The organism is Streptomonospora sediminis (assembly GCF_054778995.1).
Genome location: NZ_BAAGYZ010000098.1, coordinates 61,329 through 84,911, shown reverse-complemented (window position 1 = coordinate 84,911; position 23,583 = coordinate 61,329). Strand labels below are relative to the sequence as shown.

The window sequence follows — 23,583 nt, the reverse complement described above, 5'->3', positions numbered from 1 at the left end:
CGAAGGCGGTAATCGTGGTGCCAACCGCTCCCGACAACCGCTAGAGTGGTGCGAGTGCGCAGCCGCTGAGCGGATCGCCGCACCCAGGTCCTGTGGAGCAGCTAGGAGTGCTCGCCACCCTGTCAAGGTGGAGGCCGCGGGTTCAAATCCCGTCAGGACCGCCCCCGCACCGCCTACCGCATCAGCGGTCCGTGCGCCCGCGTCGCGAAGGAATTCCGTGGCCTACCGCTACGCCACCGAACGCCGCGACCACTCCGATCTGGCCGGTGGGACCGTGCTGCGTTCCGCGCCGGGCCACCCCGGGTTCCCGGTCCGCTTGGCCGACGAGCTTTTCCAGCGCGCCGCCGCACACGCCCCCGAACCACCGCTTGCGCTGTGGGACCCCTGCTGCGGCAGCGGCCACCTCGCCGCAACGGTCGGCCTGCTGCACCGCGACCGGCTGGCGCGGCTGCTGGCCACCGACACCGACCCCGCCGCGCTGTCCATCGCCGAACGCAACCTCGCCCTGCTCGGCCCGGAAGGCCTGGCCGAGCGCGAACGCGAGCTGCGCGCCGGCGCCGCCGAATTCGCCAAGCCCGCCCTGCTGGAGCGGGCGGACGCCGCAGCGCGGCTGGCCGAGCGGCTGCGCAGCCTGGGCGGCGGCCTGGACCACCGGGTCGCCGCGGGCGACGTCTTCTGTCCGGATCCGCCCGATCGCCCGGTCGATGTCGTGCTCACCGACATCCCCTACGGCGATCTGACGCATTTCGCGGGCGCGCCGCCCGCCGGAGAGCCCGTCTGCGCGCTGCTGCGTGCGCTCGCAGCGGTCCTGCCGGCGCACGCCGTGCTCGCGGTGACCGCGCGCACCCGCAAGGTCACGCTGCCCGCGGACGTGCGCGCACTGGAGCGGGTGCGGGTGGGCAACCGCGCCGCCGTGCTCGTGCGGGCCGGTGACGTGCTCCGCTGACGAGGGAGCGGGGGCGTTCGGCGGCTGCCGCCGGTCCCTGCTGCGGTGCTGCTGCTGCGCGGTTCCTCCGTGCTCCCGTAGCCGGCGCCCGCTCGCACGCCCGGGGCCCCGCACGCCTGCGACTCGGCCCGGCCGCCGCTGCGCTGCCCGCTGCGCCGCCGCCACCGGCGGAAAATCCGATAATGCACAACAGGTGAGGGCGGGTGCCGTTCTCGGGTATCTTTCCCGCTAATGGATTGGGTCCGGTCGCAGGAGGGCGAAAAGCGAGCACGTAAAAGGCGAGTGGTAATTGTGGATGTTTCCAGTAAAAGCGCAGGTCACAATATTTGTGCCGCCGAACTTCTGCTTCGTTTCAATGCATATCTGACCCCGTTCCGGGGAACCCGCGATCCGGATTCCGGTCCACGGCCCGACGGAAACGCTCACCCGGCCCGGCTCCCGGGCGGCTGCTTGTGCGGCGCCCCGGCCGCCGCCGCGCCGGGCTCCGGCGGCACCGAACGCGGCCGTGTCCCGTCCGGCGGGCCGCTGGACGAGGCCGTCGCCGAGGCCGCGCTCCGCCGCGCCGCCTCGGTGCTCCTCGGTCCGCCCGGCGCCCGTTTCTACGAGCGTCTGCCGCTGGTCCGCCGTGCACTGCTGGAACTCCCGGCCATCACCGCCCGCCGGGCGCTCGCCGGGTTCTGCGACCACGCCGCCACTGCACCTGAACGCGAGCTGCGCACGGACCACGCGCAGGCCTTCGACGCGCGGCGGCGCACACTGCACCTGCTCGACCACACCTGCGGCGACGCCCGGCGCCGCCGCCGGGTCCGTGCCCGCATCGCCGAGTCCTATGCCGACCGCGGTTGGCGGGTGGCGACCGCCGAGCGTCCCGATCACCTGGCGGTGCTACTGGAGTTCGCCGCCTGCGCCGACCCCGAGCGCGGCGAGTGGCTGCTCGTGCGCCTGCGGGCCGGTCTGGAGCGGCTCCACGCGGAGCTGGTGGGGCGGTCCGCGGCCGTGGGCAGCCCGTACGCGCCGGTGCTCGAAGCGGTGTGCGCAACACTGCCGCCGACCGGGCACGCCGGTGCCGATCCCGGCGTCCGGCGCGGTGCCGTCGCCGGGCGGCCGGTCGCCGAAGGCCCGGTCCCCGATGTGCCCAGGCAACTGGGCGGGCCGCGCACCACCGGCATGGGCGGCCCGGGCGCGCCCGCGGCCCGAACCGCCCGCTACTGACCCGCGTCGACCGCCGGCTCGCCAACCCGCCGGCCGGCGGGTTGGCCGCGCCGAGCCGCGGCCGGTGCCGCGGGCACACTGCCCGCGCCCGCGCCCGCCTCGGCGCGTCCCGCCCGCAACCGCGTCCCCTCCGGGGGAAGCTGAGCACCGGGCGTTGCGCAGGGCCGATCGGCGGGTCGGTGGGCGCGGGTCCGGACGCCGGCGGCGGATGGGGCGGGTCGGGCGGGTCGGCGGCGCCCAAGCCGCCACCGCTGCGGCCCGGCAGGGCTCCGGCACCGGGCGGTGCAGCGTACGGTGCCGGATGGCCAGGGCAACCGCATCCGATAACGGAACGATGGTTGTCCAGTAACAACCAGTTCCGAATCGTGAACAAGTGCCCATATCGGGTAGGCCCAACGGGTCCGTCCCCCGTAGCAAAGGAGCACCACGGGCCGTGGAAGAACTGAACCAACTAGCCAACGACCTCGTTACGACGTTCACGGACGCGTTCTGGGCCTGGCTGCTCATCCCCCTCCTGACGATCCTCAGCATCTACTTCACGGTGCGGCTGGGGGGCGTCCAAGTGCGCCTGATCCCGGAGATGTTCCGGAATCTGCGCAGCAAGCCCGAGACCGCCCCTGACGGCAAGCGGGCGATCTCCTCCTTCCAGGCCTTCTCGATCTCCGCTGCAGCGCGCATCGGCACCGGCAACGTGGTCGGCGTGGCGGGCGCGATTGCAGTCGGCGGCCCCGGCGCGGTGCTGTGGATGTGGGTGATGGGCCTGCTCGTCGGAGCGGCGAGCTTTGTGGAGTCGACCCTCGGGCAGCTGTACAAGGTGCGCGACCGCACCGGCTACCGGGGCGGTCCGGCCTACTACATGCAGCACGGCCTCAACGCGCGGTGGATGGGGATCATCTTCGCCATCACCATCATCGTGACGTTCTCTTTCGTGTTCAACGCCGTGCAGAGCAACACCATCGCCAACGCGATCGCCAACTCCTCCGAGGCGCTGGGGTACACCTACGCGGGCTGGGTGACCGCCGGGGTCGGCCTGGTGCTCGTGGCCATCACCGGGCTGGTCGTCTTCGGCGGCGTGCGTCGCATCGCCCACGTCGCGGAGACCCTGGTCCCCTTCATGGCCGTGTTCTACGTGCTGATGGGGCTGGCCGTCGTGGTGCTCAACGCCGACCAGATCCCGGCCGTTTTCAACCAGATCGTGCAGGGCGCGTTCGGCCTGCAGGAGTTCGCGGGTGCGGCAGTGGGCACCGTGATCGTGCAGGGTGTGCGGCGCGGCATGTTCTCCAACGAGGCCGGGCTGGGCTCGGCGCCCAACGCCGGTGCCACCGCAGCGGTCACCCACCCGGTCAAACAGGGCCTGGTCCAGACACTGGGCGTCTACTTCGACACCCTGGTCATCTGCTCCATGACCGCGTTTTTGATCCTGTCCACCAACCCCACCTACGGCGCCGAGCGCGGCCCGCAGCTCACCCAGGAAGCCCTGCAGACCGGACTGGGTTCCTGGTCGCTGCACGCGCTCACCGTGGTGCTGCTGCTCCTGGCGTTCAGCTCGATCCTGGGCAACTACTACTACGGGCAGGCCAACGTCTCCTTCCTCACCGAGAGCCGCGGGGTGATGACCGGATTCAAGGTCATCTTCCTCATCGCGACGTTCCTCGGCTCGATCGGCACCGTGCAGATCGTGTGGAGCCTGGCCGATACCGCCATGGGCTTCATGGCCCTGGTCAACCTGCTCGCCCTGGCGCCGTTGGCCGGCGCGGTGGGACTGGTGCTGAAGGACTACATGGCCCAGCGCAAGCAGGGCCTCGACCCGGTCTTCACCCGCGACCGGGTACCGGAGCTGCGCGGTGTCCAGTGCTGGGAGCCCGACCAGCAGCCCGGTCAGTCCGACATGGCAGGCAAGGCCGACCGGTAGCCGCCGGTGGGACCGCCCGGGCCCGAACGTGCGGCAGCGCCGCGGTCGTTCGTGGCTGGCCGGTCCCGACCGGGACCGAGATAAGGCGGTGTGGCCCCGCGCTGGCGTATGGGCCACACCGCCTTCCGGAACCGGTTCCGCGGCCCTTTCCCCTCACCGCTGCCCCAGCGGTTGGACCGTGGACCGGGTCCGCCCCCTCGGTCATAGAGACTGCCTTGATTCGCGGAGTAGAAGAAGGGCAGGTTGTTCCAGGGAAAAATTTTCCCCCTGTGTGCGTCGGCTTGCTGCCATAATCGGTCGGTATGCAGGATGACCAGCACTCAGGCCGGGGGCCGCTGGGCGAGTTCCTCAGCGCGCGGCGCGCGCTCATCTCGGCCCGCGAGGCCGGGATCCACGACTTGGGGCTGTCCCGGCGGGTGCCGGGCCTGCGCCGCGAGGAAGTCGCCCAACTGGCCGGGATCAGCGTCGACTACTACAGCCGGCTGGAGCAGGGGCGCCTGCGTACGGCTTCGCGAGCCGTGCTGAACTCGATCGGCCTGGCGCTCAGACTCGATGCGGACCAGCGTGGGCACCTGTTCAAGCTCGCCGCTCTCCACAAGGACACCAGCGCACCGGAGGACGAGCAGCGCGTCGGAGTCCGGGTGCAGCGGCTGTTGGACAGCCTGGTCGCGATGCCCGCTCTGGTGCTGGGGCGCTACCTGGACATTCTCGCCTGGAACACGCTTGCGGCGGCGCTGCTGGGCGACCTCGCCGAGATGAGCCGGTACCGCCGCAACTACGTGCGGATGGTGTTCCTGGATCCGGCGACCCGCGACGTGTTCGTCGACTGGAGCGATCAGGCGCGCCAAGTGGTGTCGTTCCTGCGGATGAACAGCGGCGCCCGCAGCAGCCAAGCGCGGCTGCAGGAGTTGGTGGGCGAACTCTCGCTGCGCGACGACGACTTCCGCCGGTGGTGGAACCAGCACCTGGTCTCGCTGCGCCCGTTCGGCGCTGCGCGCTTCGACCACCCCGCGGTCGGCGAGTTCTCGCTGGAGTGGGAGGTGCTCACCGTCATCGAGGACGACGAGCAGTTCGTGGGCCTGCTCAGCGCCGCCCCCGACACCGCCGACCACCGCGCCCTCACGCAGTTGGCGTCCTGGGCCGGCAGCCGCGGTATCCGGTCTTCGGCGCAGGTCGGCGATCCGGATCCGGGCCGCTAGTGTCCGGATCGGTGCCAGACCGGCGATGATCATGCGGAAATGCCCGGCTGAGCCGTAAAACCCAGGCATTTCCGCCTGACCATCAGTGCGCAGGGTGGCCGCTGTGCGCTGCGGGTTCGGCTTTTCTGCCGGAGCGGATCACAAGTCAGCCCCTGTAAGGGTGCCTTCTGGCGACACGAGTCGCTAGTGTTCTAGGTCACAAACGCCCGTGTTCGAGGGGGCCAGATGACCATCGTCGCGATCGAGCCCGCCACCCCGGAACGGTGGGCGGACCTGGAACGGCTCTTCGGCCCGACCGGGGCCTACGGCCACTGCTGGTGCGTCTACTTCCGCCGCCGAGCCAAGGACTTCACCGCAAGCGTGTCGTGCGCGCCCCCCGAGCGCGGCGGCACCAACCACGAGGCGCTGCGCCGGGTGACCCTCGACGGCAGCGTGCCGGGACTGATCGCCTACGAGGGCGACCAACCGTGCGGCTGGGTGTCGGTAGCGCCGCGGGAGGACTTCGTCCGCTTGGCGCGGTCCAGGTCGCTGCGCCCGGCCGATCCCAACGAGCCCGGCGTGTGGTCGCTCGTGTGCTTCTGGCTGCCGCCGCGGCGGCGCCGCAAAGGGATGGGGTCGCAGTTGCTGGACGCGGCCGTCGAGCACGCCCGCGCCAACGGCGGCCGGGTCCTTGAGGCATACCCGGTCGACACGGTCGGTGGGCGCGCCCCCAGCGCCGAGGTCTACACCGGGACCGTGCGCATGTTCCAGAAGGCCGGATTCTCCTGCACGCCGCATCCCACCAGCGGCCGTCCCATCGCTCGGCTGACCCTCAAGTCCGACTAGCGGCTCAGCCGATCGGCCGGCCTGCGACCACCCGACCGGCCGCTCGCCTATCCGGCCGCAACGGCTCCTGACCTCTTCCGCCCGTCCTCCCGGCTTTTCCATTCGCCCCGCCTCCTGCACGGCCCGCCCGCCGCCCGCGCGCCTCCCAGTCCGCGCGGCGGCGTCCGGCAGCGTGCCCGAAAGGGTGCGCCCTTGCGTTCCATATACCCTAGGGGGGTACAGTATTGCCGTGTTGAGGGATACCCCAGACTGGTATCCGAAGTAGGCTGGCGGACGCCCACCAGCACTCTGACCAGCGCCGTCGCCCTCCGGCGACGCCCGCGGAGGAGGCCGTAACCGATATGAGCAGCGAAAGCACGGACTTGAAGCAGGATCCGGCGCCGGCCGGCCAGCGGATCGAACTCGCGATCGGCGGCATGACCTGCGCTTCCTGCGCCAATCGGGTGCAGAAGCGGCTGAACAAGCTGGAGGGTGTAACCGCCGAGGTCAACTACGCCACCGAGAAAGCCACTGTCACCCGTCCCGACGGGATCACCGACGACGACCTCATCGCCCAGGTCGAGAAGGCCGGCTACACCGCCGCCCTGCCCGAACCCCCCGCTGCCGCCGCGGCCGACGGCGCCTCCGGCGGCGAATCCGACCCGCTGCGCGGGCTGCGCACCCGCACGATCGTCAGCCTGGTGCTGTCGGTCCCGGTCATAGCCCTGGCCATGATCCCCGTGCTGCAGTTCACGTACTGGCAGTGGGCCTCGCTCGCCCTCGCCGCCCCCGTGGTCGTGTGGGGCGCGCTCCCGTTCCACCGGGCGACCTGGAAGAACCTGCGGCTGGGCCAGGCCACCATGGACACGCTGGTCTCGGTGGGCACGCTGGCCGCGTTCGGCTGGTCGCTGTACGCACTGTTCCTCGGCACGGCCGGCGAACCGGGCATGGTGCACGCCTTCTCGCTGACCATCGAACGCGGTGGCGGCGCCGGCGACATCTACCTGGAGGTCGCCGCCGGGGTTACTTCGTTCATCCTGCTCGGCCGCTACTTCGAGACCCGCTCCAAGCGCCGCGCCGGCGACGCGCTGCGCGCCCTGCTCGAACTCGGCGCCAAGGACGTCGCTGTCATACGCGGCGGCCGCGAAGAGCGGGTGCCCGTCGAACGGCTCGCCGCCGGCGACCTGTTCGCAGTCCGGCCCGGCGAGAAGATCGCCGCCGACGGCCGGGTCGAAGAGGGCACCTCGGCCGTCGACCGCAGCATGCTCACCGGCGAGTCGGTGCCCGAGGAGGTCGGGCCGGGTTCGGAGGTCGCGGGCGCGACCGTCAACGCGGGTGGGCGGCTGCTCGTGCGCGCCACGCGCGTGGGTGCCGACACCCAGCTCGCGCAGATGGCCCGCCTGGTCGAAGAGGCCCAGAGCGGCAAGGCCGAGATCCAGCGCCTGGCCGACCGCGTCTCCGGCGTGTTCGTGCCGGTGGTCATCGTGCTGGCCCTGGCCACCCTCGGAGTCTGGCTCGCCACCGGTGGCGTCGCCGAGGCGTTCACCGCCGCCGTGGCGGTGCTGATCATCGCCTGCCCGTGCGCCCTGGGCCTGGCAACGCCCACCGCGCTGCTCGTCGGCACCGGGCGCGGCGCCCAACTGGGCATCCTCATCAAGGGCCCGGAGGTCCTGGAGACCACCCGCCGCGTCGACACCGTCGTATTGGACAAGACCGGCACCGTCACCACCGGCCGCATGGCGCTGGTGGGCGTGAGCACCGCCGATGGCGCCGATGAGGACGAGGTGCTGCGGCTGGCCGGGGCGGTCGAGGATGCATCGGAGCACCCGATCGGCCGCGCGGTCGCCAAGGCCGCCGTGCAGCGTGCCGGCGAACTGCCCGGCGTCGCCGATTTCGCGAGCATCGGCGGCCGCGGCGTCGAGGGCAGTGTCGCCGACCGCCGGGTGCTGGTGGGGCGGCCCTCGCTGCTGGCCGAGCGGGGCATGGCACTGCCGGCCGAGCTGGAGCGGGCCGCCGACCGCGAGCGCGCGCTGGGCCGAACCGCGATCGCCGTGGGCTGGGGCGGCGCGGCGCGCGCTGTGCTCGCCATTGCCGACACGGTCAAGCCCACCAGCGCTGAGGCCGTCGCCCGGCTGCGCAAGCTGGGCCTGCGCCCGATTCTGCTGACCGGCGACACGGCCGCGGTGGCCGAGGCGGTGGCGGCCGAGGTCGGCATCGACGAGGTGGTCGCCGAGGTGCTGCCCGAGGACAAGGCGGCCGAGGTGCGGCGGCTGCAGCAGGAGGGCCGCTCGGTGGCCATGGTCGGTGACGGCGTGAACGACGCCGCCGCGCTCGCCCAGGCCGATCTCGGCCTGGCCATGGGCACGGGCACCGACGTCGCGATCGAGGCGGGCGACCTCACCCTGGTCCGCGGCGACCTGCGGGTGGCCGCCGACGCCATCCGCCTGTCCCGCCGCACGCTTGCCACCATCCGCGGCAACCTGGTGTGGGCGTTCGGCTACAACGTCCTCGCGCTGCCACTGGCTGCGGCCGGCATGCTCAACCCGATGATCGCAGGCGCGGCGATGGCGCTCTCCAGCGTCTTCGTGGTCAGCAACAGCCTGCGGCTGCGCGCGTTCCGCCCGCTGGCGGGCACCGAGGACGCCCGCGGCCGGCGGGGCGGCGGTGCCGGCGGCGGACGCACCGGGGCGCCCGGGCAGGCACCGGCGGCGGACGCGGAGCGGACGGCGGCGGTGCGGGGCGACTCGCTCAGCGGGTGAACGGCGCACGGCCGAACGCGGCCTGCGCCGAGCGGTGCCGACCGGCGTCAGTGGAAATCGGCTGACATCAACCGGTTGGCACCGAGCAGCTGTTGTTGACCGGTGTCAGTGCGAATCGGCTGACATCGTGTCCTCCATCGGCATCACTACGTCTTTCCCCGGTTCGCGGTTAACGCTAGGGTTCATCGCCGAAACTCCTTCAGTCCGGGCACTGCGGGCACTGCGGGCACACCAGAACACCGGTGAGCGTTGCGGACCCAGCCCGGACCGCGGGGGTTTCGGCGAATCGAAGGCCGGCGGAGCACCCGCTCCCGCTCCGCCGCCCCCGCGCAGCGCCTGACGAACCCGAGGACGGACCGAGTGACCGACGGATGCCCCTACGCCGAGCTGTACAAGCCCGACTTCCACCGGGACCCGCAGCCGGTGTACCAGCGCATGCGCGAAGAGCACGGCCCGGTCATCCCCGTCATGCTCGAACCCGGCATCCGCGGCTGGATGGTGGTCGACTACACCACCGCCATCGCCTGGTGCCGCGACACCGCCCTGTTCAGCCGCGACTCCCGGCGCTGGCGGGCCTGGCGCGAAGGGCAGGTCTCGGAGGAGGCCGGTGTGCTGGGCATGATGGAGTACCGCCCCAACGTGCTCTTCGCCGACGGCGCTGACCACCAGCGGCTGCGCCGCGCCGTCACCGACAGCCTCGGCAGGGTCGACTCGGCCGCGGTCGGCGCCTACACCGCGCAGGCAGCCGAGACGCTGATCGACGCGTTCTGCGAACGCGGCCGCGCCGACATCCTCGACGAGTACGCCCGCCTGCTGCCGCTACTGGTCATGAACCACATGTTCGGGTTCGACGAGGACAGCGGCCGCCGGTTCATGACCGCCCTCGCCGACCTGATGGACGCCACCGACTCCGAACGCGCCAACGCCGAGGTCGAGCGTGTGATCTCCTCGGTGATCGAACGCAAGCGCAAGGAACCCGGCTCCGACGTCACCACCTGGCTGATGGAGCACCGCGCGGGCCTCAGCGATGAAGAGGTCGTGCAGCATTTGGTGCTGATCGTGGGCGCGGGCAACGAGCCCACCGCCAGCCTCATCGGCAATGCGATCCGGCAAGTCCTCACCGACCAGGCGTTCAGCGACGAGATCGCCGGCGGGCGGCTGGCGGTCGGCGACGCCGTCGCGCAGGTGCTCTGGCGCGACCCACCGCTGATCGGCTACCCGGTGATGTACCCCACCGCCGATGTGCCGCTGCCCAACGGGGGAGTCGTGCCCGAAGGCGAACCCGTCCTGCTGGGCCTGGGAGCCGCCAACCACGCCATCGCCGAGCAGCACGCCGCGGAGATGGGCGGCTCCGCCAACCGCGCCCACCTGGCCTTCGGGGTCGGCCCGCACCGCTGCCCCGCACAGGACTTCGCCACCATGATCGCGACCACCGGGATCAAGACGCTGCTGCGGCGGCTCCCCGAGCTGCGCCTGGGCGTGGCCCCCGAGGAGTTGGAGTGGCGCGCCTCGCCGTTCTCGCGGTCACTTGCTCAGCTACCGGTCACCTTCGCCCCCCAGGCCCCCACGCAGGAAGGCACGCCATGGCAGCAGCAACCGTCCTCAACGCCGGAGACCTCCACCAGCAAGCCGCAGACCTCCGCGAAGCCGGTCCGATCGTCCCTGTCCTCCTTCCTGGCGAGGTTCCTGCCTGGGCGGTGACCCGCCACTCGGCCGTCACCGAGGTGCTCGCCCACTCCGATGTCAAGAAGAACCCCGTGCACTGGCGGGCGTGGCGCGACGGCGAGATCCCGCCCGACTGGCAGCTCATCTCCTGGGTGGCCAACGAGAACATGCTCGCGCGCGACGACGGCGACCACACCCGCCTGCGCAAACTGGTCTCCAAGGCGTTCACCCCGCGCCGGGTCGAGCACCTGCGCGACCGTGTCACCAAACTGGTGCACTCGCTACTGGAGGAGATGGCGGCCGCGGACGGCGAGGTGGACCTGAAAGAGGCGTTGGCCCGGCCGGTGCCGATGACCGTCACCGCCGACCTGTTCGGGGTGTCCGACCCCGCGGACCGCACCGAGCTGGCGCGGCTGATCGGGCTGATCCTGGACCAGACCATCAGCCCCGAGGTCGCCGGCCGCACCCATTTGGAGGTGCAGGCCTACCTGTCGGGGCTGGTGGAGCAGAAACGGGCCGAGCCGGCCGACGACCTGACCAGCGCGCTGATCGAGGCGCGTTCCGAGGATGAGGACCGGCTCAGCGAGTCGGAGCTGGTGTGGACGCTGATCCTGATCATCGGCGCCGGGTTCGAGACCACGATGAACCTCATCACCAACGCGGTGCGGGCGCTGCTCGCCCACCCCGACCAGCTCCGCCTGGTCACCGGCGGCGAGTACACCTGGGACGACGTGATCGAGGAGACCCTGCGCTGGGACACCTCGATCCAGAACATCCCGCTGCGCTACGCGGCCGCGGATCTGGAGATCGCGGGCGTCCGTATCGGTGCCGGCGAGGCGATCCTGGTGGGCTACGGTTCGGCCGGGCGCGACCCGGAGCGCTACGGCGACACGGCGCACCTGTTCGACATCACCCGCGAGGACAAGTCGCACCTGTCCTTTTCCCACGGCCCGCACTACTGCCTGGGCGCCAACCTGGCGCGGCTGGAACTGCAGATCGTGCTGCCGCTGCTCTTCGCGCGTTTCCCGAACCTGGAACCGGCGGGGGACGAGCCAGAGGACCTGCCCTCGATCGTGTCCGGCGGGGTTACTGCGCTGCCTGTGCGGTTGAACGCGGGGGAGTAGCCGCGGGCGCGGTCCGGTGCGGTCCGGCGGGTCTGCCGGCGGTCGGCGGACCCGCGGCGGCTCGTCGCGCGCTCGGCCGGTCCCGCGGTCCGCGCTCGGCACTGGCCGGGGTGGCACTACAGGCCGGTGACCCAGGCCGCGACCTCTTCGGCGGTGGCCGCGGGCTTGGTGTCGGTGGTGTCGAGCAGGGTCACGGGCGGATCCATCTCGTGTGCGGTCTCCTGCACCCATCGGGTGTAGTCGAGCATCTCGGCGATTCGAGGCTCGTCCCACTCGCGCCACGCAGGCCGGGCGCGCAGCCGCTCGGCGAGTATGTCGGGGTCGGCCATCAGCGCCAGGTAATGCACGTCGGAGAACAGCACGCGTTCCGGCAGTTGTTCGAACTCCGGCGGCACCACGGTCCCGCACAGGACCACCGGGCGGCCGTTCTGCTGGATCATCGCCGCTGTGCGCAGCCAGGTGCTGCGGAACAGGTGGTGCTCGGTGCCGGAGTCGCGCAGGCCGCCGGTCCACAGCAGGTCCTGTTCCAGCACCACGAACCGGTCGGACAGCTGTTCCAGCAGCAGCCGCGCGATGGTGGATTTTCCGGTGCCGCTGGGGCCGGTGACGCAGAACAGCGGAAGCCGTTGGAACGGCTCGCGGTGGTCGCACCGGGCGCAGCGCAGGACCGGCAGCCCTGCCGTATCGGCGGAGCCGGCGGTCTCAACGGCAGGATGGTCGGTGTGCTCGCCGCAGCGCGCGCAGATGAGCGGGTTCACACTGGCCCCCGGTCCTGTGGTCGTCGGCCGCCGCCGAGGGCGGCCGCCACGTGCACCCCATGGTGCGATGGCCGGACAGGGCCATGCCATGGGCGGCCGATCGGTGGAACCGGCCGGCGGAACCGACAGCGGCACCGTCCCGCCGCGAGTAGGCGGGACGGGACCCGCTAGTCGAAGAGGTTCTCCAAGAAGCTCTTGCGCCGCTTCTGGCCGCCGTACGGGCGGGGGGAGTCGCCGTAGCCGCCGCCGTGGCCCCCGTAGGGCCGCGGGGAGTCGCCATAGCCGCCGTGGCCGCCATAGGGCCGGGGCGAGTCGCGGTGGCCGCCGTGCGGAGCGCCGCCGCGGTAGGGGGCGGGGGAGTCGCGGTAGCCACCGGGCCCAGCGGGCGGTACGGGGGCACCCGGCATCGCACCCGGCGCACCACCGTAGTGGCGCTGCTCGGCGGAAAGGATCTGCTCAAGCTCACCGCGGTCAAGGAAGATGCCTCGGCAGTTCGCGCACTGCTCAAGGTGGATCCCCATACGGTCAAAGGTCTGCATCTGGCCTTGGCACTTAGGGCATATCACGCCACAAGAATAGCGGCCCGGGCTGTGGTACGGGTAAAACCCGCCCGCCTGTGTCCGGACCCGGTAACCGCACCCGCAAGCACTCCTGCGTAGGCCCGATGCGGGTGGGCCGGGCCGCCCCCTGCGTTGTCGCCGCAGAGCACACCGCGGTGCGCTGTCCGCGGCCCGCCGCGGTATACCGAGCCGCCGACCGTGCTGCGGCGCGGCGTGCCCGAAGTCGCCCCCTGCGGGGGGTATGCGGCGATCCTGGGGCCCGGCGCATGCTCCTACACTCGCCTTGACGGCGCTCCCCCGCCTTGTTGCCGCTATTACCGACCCCGAGGAACCCCCACCCATGACGAATGAGAACAGCGAGCAAGGTCGCCTGCTGTCCGGTCGCTACCGCCTCGCTGAGTTGATCGGGGAAGGCGGGATGGGACGGGTCTGGGAGGGCGTTGACGAGCTCCTGGACCGGCCCGTCGCCATCAAGGAGCTGACCATCTCGCCGCAGCTGCCCGCTGCCGAGGTCGAGGTCCTGCGCACCCGGATGCTGCGGGAGGCGCGCAGCGCCGCCCAGCTCAGCCACCCGTCCATCATCACCGTCTTCGACGTGGTCGAAATCGACGAGCGGCCCTGGATCGTCATGGAGCTGGTGCGCGGACCGTCGCTGGGCGACCTGGTCCGGCAGGAGCGCATGGACCCTGCGCGCGCCGCCAAGATCGGTGTGCAGGTCGCGGGGGCGCTGGCGGTGGCCCACGAGCACGGCATCGTGCACCGCGACATCAAGCCGGGCAACGTACTGATCGCCCGCGGCGACCGTGCGGTCCTCACCGACTTCGGCATCGCCCACCTGGAGGGCTCCACCCACCTCACCAGCACCGGGCTGCTCGTAGGGTCGCCGAGCTACCTGGCGCCCGAGCAGGCGCACGGCTATCCGGCCAAACCGGCCAGCGACATCTGGGCGCTGGGGGTGACGCTCTACCAGGCGGTCGAGGGCAGCACGCCGTTCAGCCGGTCGACGCCCATGGCCACGCTGACCGCGATCGTCACCGCCGACGTGCCGCAGCCGAAGGCGGCCGGGGTGCTGGCTCCGGCGCTGGAGCGGCTCCTGCAGAAGGACGCCCAGGACCGGCCTTCGGTCAACGAGGCGGTCGCCCTGCTCCAGGAGGCGGCCGAGGGCACGCAGCAGCAGGATGCGCAGCAGCGGGAGCCGTCGACCACCGCGGTGCAGCAGCCGCCGGCCCGGTCCGGCCCGCCCGCCGCGACCGTTTCGGGCCCGGCCGCGTCCGGCGGAGCGGGGGCCACCGGACCGACGGGGTCGGCGGGACCCCCGCAGCCGATGGGACCGACGGGTTCCGCGGCGCCGGCACCGCCCGCGAACCAGTACACCGGTGCCGCCTACGCCGGCGGCGGTACGATGCCGCCCGGCCCCGGCACGGGCACGTCGATGGGCGCCGCCGCAGGTGGCGGCAGGCGCTCGAACACGCCGTTGGCGGTCCTCGGCGGCCTGGTGGCGCTGGTCCTGGTCGCGGGGTTGGTGATGTGGCTGGGCAGCCAGAACGGCATGTCCGACCAGGGCGGCACCGCCGGCGCCTCGTCCGACATGACCGCCGATCCCTCGCCGGAGGAGAGCGCGGCTGCGGACGGCGGCGCGGCAGAGGGCCAGGGCGGCCAGAACGGCCAAAACGGCCAAGGGGCCCAGGACGGTCAGCAGGACATGGGGGATGCAGGCGGCGACGGCAACGGGGAGCAACCAGAGCCGGATCCCGACATGACGGACTACGAGGACCCCAACACCGGCTTTACCGTCGACATCCCGCAGAACTGGACGTTCGACCACCACGACGGCCGCAGCGTCATCTTCGACATTCCCGACGAGGGCTACCTGCAGATCGACCAGACCCCGAACCCGCAGGACAACGCCCTGGCCGACTGGGAGCGCCAGGAACCCAAGCTCTCCGCCAACTTCCCCGAGTACGAATTGGTGGAGATCCGGGCGCTCGGCGAGCCCTACACCGACGACTACGTCAGCGCCGCCGACTGGGAGTTCACCTTCCGGGGATCGGGCGGCGCGCGCATGCACGCCATCGACCGGGCCTTCCACACCGAGGAGACGGGATACGCGCTGTTCCTGGTCACCACGGAACAGAACTTCGCCCGCAACAGCGCGATCCTGGACGAGGTGGGCGAGTCGTTCGACCCCGGCGAGTGACCACCCGCGCCCGCGGCGCGCGTGGCAGGGTCGGAGCATGCGCTGGAACACCGAGCAGTGCCGCGAGCGATTCGCCCGCGCTCGGGTGGCCCGCCTGGCCACCGCAGACTCCGAAGGGCGGCCCCACCTGGTGCCGGTAACGTTCGCCCTGCTCACCGGCACCGGCACCGGCACCGGTTCGGGGACAGGGGCAGGCGGCTGGGCCGGCCAGCACACCGGTGCCGCCGGCACCGCGGACACCGTGGTCATCGCCATCGACCACAAACCCAAACGCACCACTCGCGTGCGCAGGCTGGCCAACATCGCCGCCAACCCGCAGGTGTCGCTGCTCGCCGACGAGTACGCCGAGGACTGGGAGCGGTTGTGGTGGGTGCGCGCGGACGGCCGCGCCGGCACCATCGAGCCCGGAACCGAGAGCCAGGACGCCCCGCCCGAACACCGCACCGCGGTCCGCCACCTGCAGGAGCGCTACTCCCAGTACCGCGACACACCGCCGGGCGGCCCCGTCATTCTCATCGACATCACCCGCTGGTCGGGTTGGTCGTTCGCCTAGCGAAAGGCCGTCAGGCGGCCGGTTCGGCGTGCGGAGGTGTCAGGAGGAAGAGGCAACGGTCCGGGCCGCACCGCCGAGTGCAGCGGCGGTGGTGCCTCCATTGCTCCCGGTGGCTCCCGCGGCTCCCGCGGCTCCCGCGGTGGCGGCGCGGCGGAAATTGCTCGGGTTGGTGCCGCGGACCCGTTTGAACGCGGCGCTGAATCCGAACGGGTCGGAGTAGCCAACGGTGCGGGCGACGTCGGCGATGGTCGCGGACGCCCGCTCGACCAGCAGGTCGGCCGCGAGGGTCATGCGCCAGCGGGTGAGGTAGGTCAGCGGCGGTTCTCCGACCAGGTCGGAGAACCTTTTGGCCAGCGTCGAACGCGACACCCCGGTGCGTTCGGCCAGTTCGGCCACTGTCCACGGTGCCGCGGGTTCGGCGTGCAGCAGGTGCAGTGCGTCGCCGACCACCGGATCCCGCTGGGCGGCCCACCAGGCGGGGGCGTCGCCGCCGGGCCGGTCGAACCACTCGCGCAGCGTGCAGACCAGCAGCCAGTCCAGCAGCCGGTCCAGCACCGCCTGCTGGCCCGGGATGTCGGCTGCGGCCTCGGCGGCGAGGTGGTCCAGGACGGGGTCGGCCGTGTCGCCGCCGCCGACGCGCAGCACGGTGGGTAGTGCCTCCAGCAGCGGGCGGCTGATCTCGCTGCGCGCCGGGTAGGCGCCGACGATCAGCGTTGTCGCGTCTGCGCCGGTGCCGCCGCAGGTGTCGTGCCAGCCGCGCCGGTGCCGGGTGCCGCCCTGCTCGGGCACCGCGCAGTGCTCGCCGCACGCGATCGGTTCGGCCCGGGTGCCGACTTCGTCGACGAATGTGAAGGTCGCGGGGCCGCGTACGACGATCGTGTCGCGGTTGCGGAGCGGTTCGGGCGGGCGGTCCTCCGGCACGATCCAGCCCGCCCCGGACAGCACGGTGCACAGGGTCAGCGGCGCGCCGTCCACAAAGTGCAGGTTCCACGGCGGGGACAGGGTCGAACTGCCGAACAGGGAGCCGTTGGCCCGCACGCCGCGGATCAGGTCGCTGAACACATCCATGCACTGAGGTTAGACGATGACACAGGCGATCCGGCTTCTCACCCATGGATTCGTCCAAGCCGATGCCGTTGAATCGCTGCCATGAGCAACGACAACGACAGCGCCAACACCGGCGCCACCACGCTCGTCCTCGGCGCCACGGGTAAGACCGGGCGGCGCGTCGCCGCCCGGTTGCGGCTGCGCGGCACGCCGGTGCGCGCCGCCTCCCGATCCAGCGCCACCCCCTTCGACTGGTCCGACCCCGGCACCTGGGACGCGGCCCTGGAGGGCATCACCAGCGCCTATGTGGTGCCCCCGTTCGTGCCCGGGCCGGTGCACGGGTTCGTGTCCCGCGCCGAGGCCGCCGGAGTGCGGCACCTGGTCCTGCTCTCCGGGCACGGCGCCGACACCTGGGGCGACTCCGCGTTCGGGCTGGACATGCGTTCGGCCGAGGACGCCGTGCGCGGTTCGGCACTGGACTGGACCGTGCTGCGGCCGGCGAACTTCAACCAGAACTTCGACGAGGGCCCCTTCCACGCCCCGCTGGTCGCCGGGGAGCTGTCGCTTCCGGCCGGTGCGGTCCCCGAGCCCTTCATCGACCTGGAGGACGTCGCCGATGCGGCGGCCGCGGTGCTGGCCGAGCCCGGCCGGCACACCGGGCGGATCTACGAGCTGACCGGGCCGCGCTCGCTGACCTTCGCCGAGGCCGTCGAGCTGATATCCCGGGCATCCGGGCTGCCCATCGCCTACAAGCAGGTTTCCGCCGCCGAGAACACCGCGGCGCTGGTCGCGCAGGGCCTGAGCGAGGATGACGCCCACCACATCACCGAAATGTTCGGGCTGATGGAACGCGGCCTGCTCGCCGAACCGGAGGACGGTATCGCCACCCTGCTGGGGCGCGCGCCCCGGACCTTCGAGGACTACGCCCTGCGGGCCGCGGCGGCGGGAGCCTGGCGGCGGTGACCGCGCGGCGGCACCCTTGCGCTCCCGCTCTGTGCACCGCACCACCCGTTGAAAGGACTTGCCATGCCTGAGCCAAACCGCCCGAGCACCGGCGCCGGTTCGCTGACCACCGAGGACCTGCAGTTCCTCCGCCGCCCCCTGCACGGTTTCCTGACCGTTGCCGCAGCGCCGCTACCGCCGCAGCCCCGGCCAGTGTGGTTCGAGGCCACTGCCGAGGGCACGATCCAGCTGTTCACGAGCCCGGAATCGCGCAAAGTGCGGCGGCTGAGCCGCGACCCCCGCGCCTCGATCGTGGTCGCCGCTCCGGTGGGCGAACGCGAGCGCTGGCTGTCGGTCGCCGGTCCCGTCACGGTGGAATCCGACGGGGCCCACGACCTGGTGACCCGCCTGGCCGCTCGCTACTGGGGCCCCGACGAGCCGGGCCGCGCCGAGGACCTCGCCGGGATGCTGGCTGAAGACCAGGTCCGCATCGTCATCCACCCGGAGACCGTGCGCCGCTTCGTGAATTGACCGCTGCGGCACATCCCGCGCCCGTGTTGTGAAGCGAGCGGAAACGTCCGCAGCTGCCACTCACCCGGGGGCGTGCTGCGGTTCGGCGGGGCGCTTGAAGCGGTGGAGCAGTTCGCGCGGGGTCAGGCCGCCGCTGAAGCACCACAGTGCGATGACCGGGTCGCAGATCGCGCAGCCCAAGGAGGAGTCGTGGGCGAAGGGCAGGATCGGCTCGCCTTGGATGTGGTGGACGATGTCCCACGCGGTGTGCAGGAGCCAGGCGATGCCGATGAACGTCCACGAGTCGAGGCCGCGGTAGGCGACGTAGGTGATCAGCGCGGTGGCGGCGAGTTCCCATGCGCCCATGCCGCCACCGCTGAGGTAGGCGGCGCCGGCCCCGGCGACCATGATCGCGTTGAAGCGGCGCCGGTGCGGTTCGCGGATGAGGGACATGAGCAGCGCGTAGGCGATTCCGACGCCGATCGGTGCGATGTACGGCAGGTATTCCATGGCCCGTTTCCCGAGTTGTTGGCTATTGGCCGTTGGCTATCGGTTATCGGGGGCGGCGGCTCGCAGGCGGTGCACCGCGAGCAGGCCGCCCATCCCGGGTAGGAGGGCGACGGCCTTGGTGGTGGCGACGGTGACCGGGCCGATGGCCACGATGGCGGCCAGCACGTGCAGGGAGGTAAAAGCTTCGTCATGGCCGGTCACCGGGCGCCGGGATGCGGGGTCTCCGGCGTGCGGGACCTCGTATGGAGCGGTGGGGCGATCGCGCCGAGTGGGTCGAAGCCTTCGGGCAGGGTGATCCGAGCGTGCATGGGCGGTCCATCGCGTAGGGAGGCGGCCGGTTCGACTCCGGGCCACTGCCGAAGGTAGGTGCGGGGCGCGGCGGCTCCCAGTGGCGCGGGTGACAGTTTTCAACGGAAAAACGCCATCCCGCGGAAACTCTTCTGGCCTGCTGAGACAAAGGACATCGCACGTCCGGTACCCGGGGCGGGCAGGTAGATTTCCGCCATGCACACCGTTGCCGTCCTGGCCCTCGACAAGGTGATCCCATTCGATCTGTCCGCGCCGATCGAGATCTTCACCCGCACCCGGCTGCCGGACCAGCGCCCGGGCTATCGCATCCGGGTATGCGGCGACCGGCAGGAAGTCGACACGGGTACGTTCATGCTGCGCCCGTCCTGGGGACTGGACGGCCTCGCCGGAGCCGACACGGTCATCGTGCCCGGGACGGCCGACCCCACCGCCCCGCTGCCCGCCGCCGTCCATGACGCCCTGCGCGCGGCGGCCGCCGACGGCACGCGCATCGCGTCGATCTGCACGGGCGCATTCCTGCTCGCCGCCACCGGACTGCTGGACGGTCTACGGGTTACCACCCACTGGGTCGCCGCCGACCGGCTGGCCGCCGCCCATCCGCGCTTGGAGGTCGCCCCGAACGTCCTCTACGTCGACAACGGGCAATTCCTCACCTCGGCGGGCGCCGCCGCCGGGCTGGACCTGTGCCTGCACATGATCCGCCGCGACTACGGCTCGGCCGTCGCCGCCGACGCCGCCCGCCTATCGGTCACGCCGCTGGAACGCGAGGGCGGCCAAGCCCAGTTCATTCTGCACGAGGGGCCGCCGACCCCGCACGGCTCGGAGCTGGAGCCCGTCCTCGACTGGCTCCGGGAGAACCTCGCCGACACCATCACCCTGGACGGCATCTCCGCCCGCGCCGGTATGAGCACCCGTACTCTGATTCGCCGTTTCCGTGAGCAGACCGGCACCACACCGCTGCAGTGGCTGCACCACACACGTATCCGGCGCGCGCAGCACCTGCTGGAAACCACCTGCCATTCGGTCGAGCGCATCGGTACCCAGGTCGGCTTCGGCTCGGCCACCGCTTTCCGCGACCGCTTCAAAAAGACGACCGGTGTCAGCCCCCATGCCTACCGGCGCACCTTCGGCTCGCGCGGCTTACCCCAACCCGAGTGAGGGCGGCGCGCCCGGCCCTGCCAGCTGCCGGCCGGGACAGCGCCGCCGTGTTTCCGCGGTCCAGAGGTCCCGCGTCCTTTCCGGCGGCTACTTGAGCAGCTGTCGGGCCATTACCAGGCGCTGGATCTGGTTGGTGCCCTCGTAGATCTGGGTGATTTTGGCGTCGCGCATCATGCGTTCCACCGGGAAGTCCTTGACGTAGCCGGCTCCGCCGAGGAGCTGCACGGCGTCGGTGGTGATCTCCATGGCCGCGTCCGAGGCGTGGCACTTGGCGGCGGCGCCGAAGAACGGGAGGTCAGGGTCGTTGCGTTCGGACTTGGCCGCGGCGGTATAGACCAGCTGGCGCGAGGTTTCCAGCTTCATGGCCATGTCGGCGAGCATGAACTGGATGCCCTGGAAGTCGGCGATGGCGCTGCCGAACTGCTTGCGCTCCTTGGCGTAGGCCACCGCGTGGTCGAGCGCCCCCTGGGCGATGCCCACCGCCTGGGCGCCGATGGTGACCCGGGTGTGGTCGAGCGTGCGCAGCGCGATCTTCAGGCCCTCGCCGACCCCGCCCACGAGCCGGTCGCCGGGGATGCGCACGTTGTCGAAGTAGAGCTCGCGAGTGGGTGAGCCCTTGATGCCGAGCTTGCGTTCGGGCTCGCTGATGGTGAACCCGGGATCGTCGGCGTGCACCACGAACGCGCTGATGTTGGCGCCGCGCTTGCCGTCGGGGTCGGTGACCGCCATGACCGTGTAGTACCTGCTGACACCCGCGTTGGTGATCCAGGACTTCTGCCCGTTGAGGATCCAGCCGTCGCCGTCCGCCTCGGCGCGGGTGCGCATGTTGGCCGTGTCGGAGCCGGCCTCGCGCTCGGACAGGCCGTAGGAGAACATCGCCTCGCCCTGGGCGACGGGGGTGAGGTAGCGCTGCTTGACGTCCTCGGAAGCGCCCAGGATCAGCGGCATGGTGCCGAGCTTGTTCACCGCCGGGATCAGCGAGGACGACGCGCAGGCGCGCGCAACCTCTTCGATGATGATGCAGGTCGCGAGCGCATCGGCACCGGCGCCGCCGTAGGCCTCGGGGATGTGTGCGGCGTGGAAGTCGGTGGCGACCAGGGCGTCGTGGGCGGCCTTGGGGAACTCGGCGCGTTCGTCGACCTCGGCCGCGTGCGGCGCGATCTTGTCGTCGGCGACGGCGCGTACCGCCTCGCGCAGTTCCTGGTGGTCCTCGCTGATGCTGAATAGGTCGAAGTCGCTCATCGCCGCTGCCCGCCCTTCCTGGTTGCTCGGTTCCGGCCTCCGGCCCGCCACTGGAGGCGGTTCCGGCACTCGCATGCACCGCCGCATGCACCGCGTGCGTCGCGCTGACCTGTTTCGGCCACTACCTGCACCGTTGGCACCGCTAACACTGCTGGCACTGCTGGCACTGCATTGGCATTGGTTGAATCTGGCACTGCGTGTCCAAGTGTGGCATATAGTGCCACCCCGTTGAATGTCATGGTACGGCGTGTGTGCGGCAGTGGGAAAGAGCGCGGATACTCGACACCGGACACGGAGAGTCGCGGGTCGTCGCGGGACCGGCGCGGAAGCGGAGGAGAGGGCCGAGTTGGCTGATAGCACGGACGGCGAGACTGGCCGTGGGCACGCACCTGCACGCAGCGCGGTGGTGGCGGTCGCGGTAGGGCTGTTCACCGAGTCGGGCTACGAAGCCACGACCATGGACGACATCGCCGCCGCAGCAGGCATGAGCCGGCGCAGCCTCTTCCGGCACTTCGGCTCCAAGGAGGACATCCTCTTTGCCGAACACGACGACCTGTTCGAGACCATCGAGCGCTTCCTGGAGGCGGCGCCCGACGACGAGCCGGCGGCCACCGTCCGCTCGGCCGCGCGGATGGTCTTCCAGGCCTACGTGCGCTCACCGGCGGTCACAGTGCCCCGGTTCCGCCTGGTGCGCGCCGTCCCCCGGCTGCGCGACCGGGAGATCGCCATGACCGCCCGGTACCAGACCGCTTTCAGCCGCTTCCTAACCCGCGGTGAGACAGCGGGGCCGCGCGCGCTGGCGGGAGAGGCGCTGGCGGCGTCGGTCATCGCCGCCCACAACCATGTGCTGCGGTCGTGGCTGCACGCCCCGGAGGAGCCGGTGCCCTGGCGGCGGTTCGACGAGGCGATGGCGTTTGTGAGCGACTCGCTGGGCGCTCTGCTGAGCGATCCCGGCGCCGCCGTTGCGGGTCCGGGCGCCGGCGTGGACAGCGGGGCGGGTGCCGCCACTGCGCCGGCAGAAGGCGGCGGCCGCGGAGGGGAGTCGGTGCTGGTGGCGGTCTATGGGGCCGAGGTCTCCGGCGAGGACGTGCTGGCCCGCGTGCGCGCAGCGTTGGAGCCCGGAGAGCGCTGAGCCGGACCGGTGCCGCGGGCGCCCTGCGGCGTGCCGATCAGCCGCCGTCCCCGCCGTCCCCGCCGGGATCGGCGGCGATGGAGCGCAGGAACCCGTCGGCGAACATCGCACAGGCCGCGTCGGCCGAGGGCAGCCCCGGGTCGAGCGCCCGCTCCATCGCGGGACGCGCCATCATGTGCACCGCGGTCGGGCCGATCAGCATCTGGATGAGGACGGGCAGCGGCAGCGGTCGCACGCGCCCGGCCGCGATTTCGGCCGCGAACAGGCTGCCGAAGTTTTCCAGCATGCGCGGCATCGCCGTCTGCAGCAGGCGTGATCCCGGGCCGTCGGGGCGGCCGAGCATATCGGCGATGATCGCGGGCAGCACCCGCGGTTCCCGGCTGAAAGCGTCGATGACGGCGCGGTGGATGTTCCTGACGGCGTCCTCGAAGCGCACCGGCGGATGTTGGGCGATCTCTTCGATGTCGGCCACCGGCCCGTAGCGCTCGAAGACCGCGGCCAGCAGGCCGTCGCGGCCCTGGAAGACGGTGTGCAGACTGGGCACGGAGCACTTGGCGGCAGCGGCGACCGCATCCAGGGTCACCGCGCCCAAGCCGTGGTCGCCGATGATCTGCGCGGCGGCGGCGACCGCGCGTTCGCGCACCGGCGGGCGGCCTCCGGGGTCGACCCCGGAGGCCAGCACGGCGGCGTCCAGCGGGGCGCGGGTGCCGCCGAGCCGCCGCAGCAGCGTGCTGCGGGAGACGTTGGCCGCTGCGGCGACGGCCGTCAGCGGGACCTCGGCAACATCCTGCCCGCGTTCGCGCGCGGCGGCCAGGGCCGCGTCGACGAGGCCGGGCGGTACCTGCGGTGTGTTGTAGCCAGTGCGCTCACCCATCATGGAACTCGATACTACTGTACATATGGAATCGTTCCAGATATTTGTTCGGTAGTGGCTCACGCTGATTGCGCGAAGCGCTGCTGAAGCGCTGCTGAAACGCCGGTGCGGGCCGCGGTGCCGTTCGGATGCGGCAGCAGACGACCGGACGACCGGACGGCCCCAGTGGG

The 23,583-nt window shown here is 71.6% G+C and carries 21 protein-coding genes and 1 tRNA gene; 15 read left to right on the top strand and 7 right to left on the bottom strand.

What is annotated here, in order from left to right; all coding sequences use genetic code 11:
• The first annotated feature begins 86 nt into the window (after window positions 1-86).
• The 9 genes from ACYVD5_RS18900 (at window position 87) to ACYVD5_RS18860 (ending at window position 11,621) form a co-directional block, all read left to right on the top strand.
• A tRNA-Asp gene (locus tag ACYVD5_RS18900) sits at window positions 87-161 on the top strand.
• Window positions 162-217: 56 nt separating this feature from the next.
• Window positions 218-946, top strand: a complete 729-nt coding sequence (locus ACYVD5_RS18895) for an rRNA methyltransferase (RefSeq protein WP_461002404.1) — start codon at window positions 218-220, stop codon at window positions 944-946.
• Window positions 947-1,396: 450 nt separating this feature from the next.
• On the top strand, window positions 1,397-2,158 hold the full coding sequence (locus ACYVD5_RS18890; RefSeq protein WP_461002403.1) for a nitrate reductase molybdenum cofactor assembly chaperone: 762 nt from the start codon (window positions 1,397-1,399) through the stop codon (window positions 2,156-2,158).
• Between the two features lie 433 nt (window positions 2,159-2,591).
• Window positions 2,592-4,070 (top strand): alanine/glycine:cation symporter family protein, encoded by a 1,479-nt coding sequence (locus tag ACYVD5_RS18885; protein WP_461002402.1) that lies wholly within the window; start codon window positions 2,592-2,594, stop codon window positions 4,068-4,070.
• A 302-nt stretch (window positions 4,071-4,372) separates the two neighbouring features.
• Window positions 4,373-5,269: a helix-turn-helix domain-containing protein gene (locus ACYVD5_RS18880; RefSeq protein ID WP_461002401.1), complete on the top strand. Its 897-nt coding sequence runs from the start codon at window positions 4,373-4,375 to the stop codon at window positions 5,267-5,269.
• 225 nt (window positions 5,270-5,494) lie between these two features.
• A complete protein-coding gene (locus ACYVD5_RS18875; RefSeq protein WP_461002400.1) occupies window positions 5,495-6,094 on the top strand; it encodes a GNAT family N-acetyltransferase in 600 nt (199 codons plus the stop codon).
• Between the two features lie 341 nt (window positions 6,095-6,435).
• On the top strand, window positions 6,436-8,832 hold the full coding sequence (locus tag ACYVD5_RS18870) for a heavy metal translocating P-type ATPase (protein WP_461002399.1): 2,397 nt from the start codon (window positions 6,436-6,438) through the stop codon (window positions 8,830-8,832).
• A 360-nt stretch (window positions 8,833-9,192) separates the two neighbouring features.
• Window positions 9,193-10,533, top strand: a complete 1,341-nt coding sequence (locus ACYVD5_RS18865) for a cytochrome P450 family protein (RefSeq protein ID WP_461002398.1) — start codon at window positions 9,193-9,195, stop codon at window positions 10,531-10,533.
• On the top strand, window positions 10,416-11,621 hold the full coding sequence (locus tag ACYVD5_RS18860) for a cytochrome P450 family protein (RefSeq protein WP_461002397.1): 1,206 nt from the start codon (window positions 10,416-10,418) through the stop codon (window positions 11,619-11,621). The genes ACYVD5_RS18865 and ACYVD5_RS18860 overlap by 118 nt, the downstream gene beginning before the upstream one ends.
• A gap of 116 nt (window positions 11,622-11,737) precedes the next feature.
• On the opposite strand, the gene ACYVD5_RS18855 is transcribed toward ACYVD5_RS18860, so the two are convergent.
• Together ACYVD5_RS18855 and ACYVD5_RS18850 are read right to left on the bottom strand one after the other, a co-directional pair.
• A complete protein-coding gene (locus ACYVD5_RS18855) occupies window positions 11,738-12,379 on the bottom strand; it encodes an AAA family ATPase (protein WP_461002396.1) in 642 nt (213 codons plus the stop codon).
• Between the two features lie 167 nt (window positions 12,380-12,546).
• Window positions 12,547-12,945: a TFIIB-type zinc ribbon-containing protein gene (locus ACYVD5_RS18850; RefSeq protein ID WP_461002395.1), complete on the bottom strand. Its 399-nt coding sequence runs from the start codon at window positions 12,943-12,945 to the stop codon at window positions 12,547-12,549.
• A 334-nt stretch (window positions 12,946-13,279) separates the two neighbouring features.
• Between ACYVD5_RS18850 and ACYVD5_RS18845 the strand changes: the two genes are divergently transcribed.
• Window positions 13,280-15,136 (top strand): serine/threonine-protein kinase, encoded by a 1,857-nt coding sequence (locus ACYVD5_RS18845; RefSeq protein WP_461002394.1) that lies wholly within the window; start codon window positions 13,280-13,282, stop codon window positions 15,134-15,136.
• 37 nt (window positions 15,137-15,173) lie between these two features.
• Entirely contained in the window at window positions 15,174-15,689 is a 516-nt protein-coding gene (locus ACYVD5_RS18840; protein ID WP_461002393.1) for a TIGR03668 family PPOX class F420-dependent oxidoreductase, read from the top strand.
• Between the two features lie 39 nt (window positions 15,690-15,728).
• Here the strand turns inward: ACYVD5_RS18840 and ACYVD5_RS18835 are convergent, their stop codons facing one another.
• The gene (locus ACYVD5_RS18835) at window positions 15,729-16,757 is read right to left on the bottom strand and encodes an AraC family transcriptional regulator (protein WP_461002392.1); all 1,029 of its coding nucleotides are present in this window, start codon (window positions 16,755-16,757) and stop codon (window positions 15,729-15,731) included.
• 81 nt (window positions 16,758-16,838) lie between these two features.
• On the opposite strand from ACYVD5_RS18835, the gene ACYVD5_RS18830 reads away from it, so the two are divergent.
• Both ACYVD5_RS18830 and ACYVD5_RS18825 read left to right on the top strand, forming a co-directional pair.
• Entirely contained in the window at window positions 16,839-17,699 is an 861-nt protein-coding gene (locus ACYVD5_RS18830; RefSeq protein ID WP_461002391.1) for an NAD(P)H-binding protein, read from the top strand.
• 63 nt (window positions 17,700-17,762) lie between these two features.
• A complete protein-coding gene (locus ACYVD5_RS18825) occupies window positions 17,763-18,209 on the top strand; it encodes a pyridoxamine 5'-phosphate oxidase family protein (protein WP_461002390.1) in 447 nt (148 codons plus the stop codon).
• A 60-nt stretch (window positions 18,210-18,269) separates the two neighbouring features.
• Here the strand turns inward: ACYVD5_RS18825 and ACYVD5_RS18820 are convergent, their stop codons facing one another.
• Complete coding sequence (locus tag ACYVD5_RS18820; protein WP_461002389.1) at window positions 18,270-18,698, bottom strand: DUF6010 family protein; 429 nt, start codon at window positions 18,696-18,698, stop codon at window positions 18,270-18,272.
• A 36-nt stretch (window positions 18,699-18,734) separates the two neighbouring features.
• Window positions 18,735-18,899 carry a hypothetical protein gene (locus tag ACYVD5_RS18815; protein ID WP_461002388.1) on the bottom strand — a complete coding sequence of 55 codons (165 nt, stop codon included), beginning with the start codon at window positions 18,897-18,899 and terminating at the stop codon, window positions 18,735-18,737.
• A 303-nt stretch (window positions 18,900-19,202) separates the two neighbouring features.
• Here ACYVD5_RS18815 and ACYVD5_RS18810 point away from each other — a divergent pair, with 303 nt between their 5' ends.
• Complete coding sequence (locus ACYVD5_RS18810) at window positions 19,203-20,165, top strand: GlxA family transcriptional regulator (RefSeq protein WP_461002387.1); 963 nt, start codon at window positions 19,203-19,205, stop codon at window positions 20,163-20,165.
• Window positions 20,166-20,252: 87 nt separating this feature from the next.
• Here ACYVD5_RS18810 and ACYVD5_RS18805 read toward each other — a convergent pair whose 3' ends face one another.
• Entirely contained in the window at window positions 20,253-21,407 is a 1,155-nt protein-coding gene (locus ACYVD5_RS18805; protein WP_461002386.1) for an acyl-CoA dehydrogenase family protein, read from the bottom strand.
• Between the two features lie 346 nt (window positions 21,408-21,753).
• Here ACYVD5_RS18805 and ACYVD5_RS18800 point away from each other — a divergent pair, with 346 nt between their 5' ends.
• Window positions 21,754-22,539, top strand: coding sequence for a TetR/AcrR family transcriptional regulator (locus ACYVD5_RS18800; protein WP_461002385.1), 786 nt, complete (start codon window positions 21,754-21,756; stop codon window positions 22,537-22,539).
• Window positions 22,540-22,576: 37 nt separating this feature from the next.
• Here the strand turns inward: ACYVD5_RS18800 and ACYVD5_RS18795 are convergent, their stop codons facing one another.
• A complete protein-coding gene (locus ACYVD5_RS18795) occupies window positions 22,577-23,416 on the bottom strand; it encodes a TetR/AcrR family transcriptional regulator (protein WP_461002384.1) in 840 nt (279 codons plus the stop codon).
• Window positions 23,417-23,583 lie beyond the last annotated feature (167 nt).

Bases quoted from the DNA above. Each gene is read 5' to 3' on its own strand.
- ACYVD5_RS18830 (WP_461002391.1), top strand. From the start codon at position 16,839: ATGAGCAACGACAACGACAGCGCCAACACCGGCGCCACCACGCTCGTC.
- ACYVD5_RS18825 (WP_461002390.1), top strand. From the start codon at position 17,763: ATGCCTGAGCCAAACCGCCCGAGCACCGGCGCCGGTTCGCTGACCACC.
- ACYVD5_RS18875 (WP_461002400.1), top strand. From the start codon at position 5,495: ATGACCATCGTCGCGATCGAGCCCGCCACCCCGGAACGGTGGGCGGAC.
- ACYVD5_RS18880 (WP_461002401.1), top strand. From the start codon at position 4,373: ATGCAGGATGACCAGCACTCAGGCCGGGGGCCGCTGGGCGAGTTCCTC.
- ACYVD5_RS18845 (WP_461002394.1), top strand. From the start codon at position 13,280: ATGACGAATGAGAACAGCGAGCAAGGTCGCCTGCTGTCCGGTCGCTAC.
- ACYVD5_RS18835 (WP_461002392.1), bottom strand. From the start codon at position 16,757: ATGGATGTGTTCAGCGACCTGATCCGCGGCGTGCGGGCCAACGGCTCC.
- ACYVD5_RS18870 (WP_461002399.1), top strand. From the start codon at position 6,436: ATGAGCAGCGAAAGCACGGACTTGAAGCAGGATCCGGCGCCGGCCGGC.
- ACYVD5_RS18860 (WP_461002397.1), top strand. From the start codon at position 10,416: ATGGCAGCAGCAACCGTCCTCAACGCCGGAGACCTCCACCAGCAAGCC.
- ACYVD5_RS18820 (WP_461002389.1), bottom strand. From the start codon at position 18,698: ATGGAATACCTGCCGTACATCGCACCGATCGGCGTCGGAATCGCCTAC.
- ACYVD5_RS18795 (WP_461002384.1), bottom strand. From the start codon at position 23,416: ATGATGGGTGAGCGCACTGGCTACAACACACCGCAGGTACCGCCCGGC.
- ACYVD5_RS18805 (WP_461002386.1), bottom strand. From the start codon at position 21,407: ATGAGCGACTTCGACCTATTCAGCATCAGCGAGGACCACCAGGAACTG.
- ACYVD5_RS18840 (WP_461002393.1), top strand. From the start codon at position 15,174: ATGCGCTGGAACACCGAGCAGTGCCGCGAGCGATTCGCCCGCGCTCGG.
- ACYVD5_RS18810 (WP_461002387.1), top strand. From the start codon at position 19,203: ATGCACACCGTTGCCGTCCTGGCCCTCGACAAGGTGATCCCATTCGAT.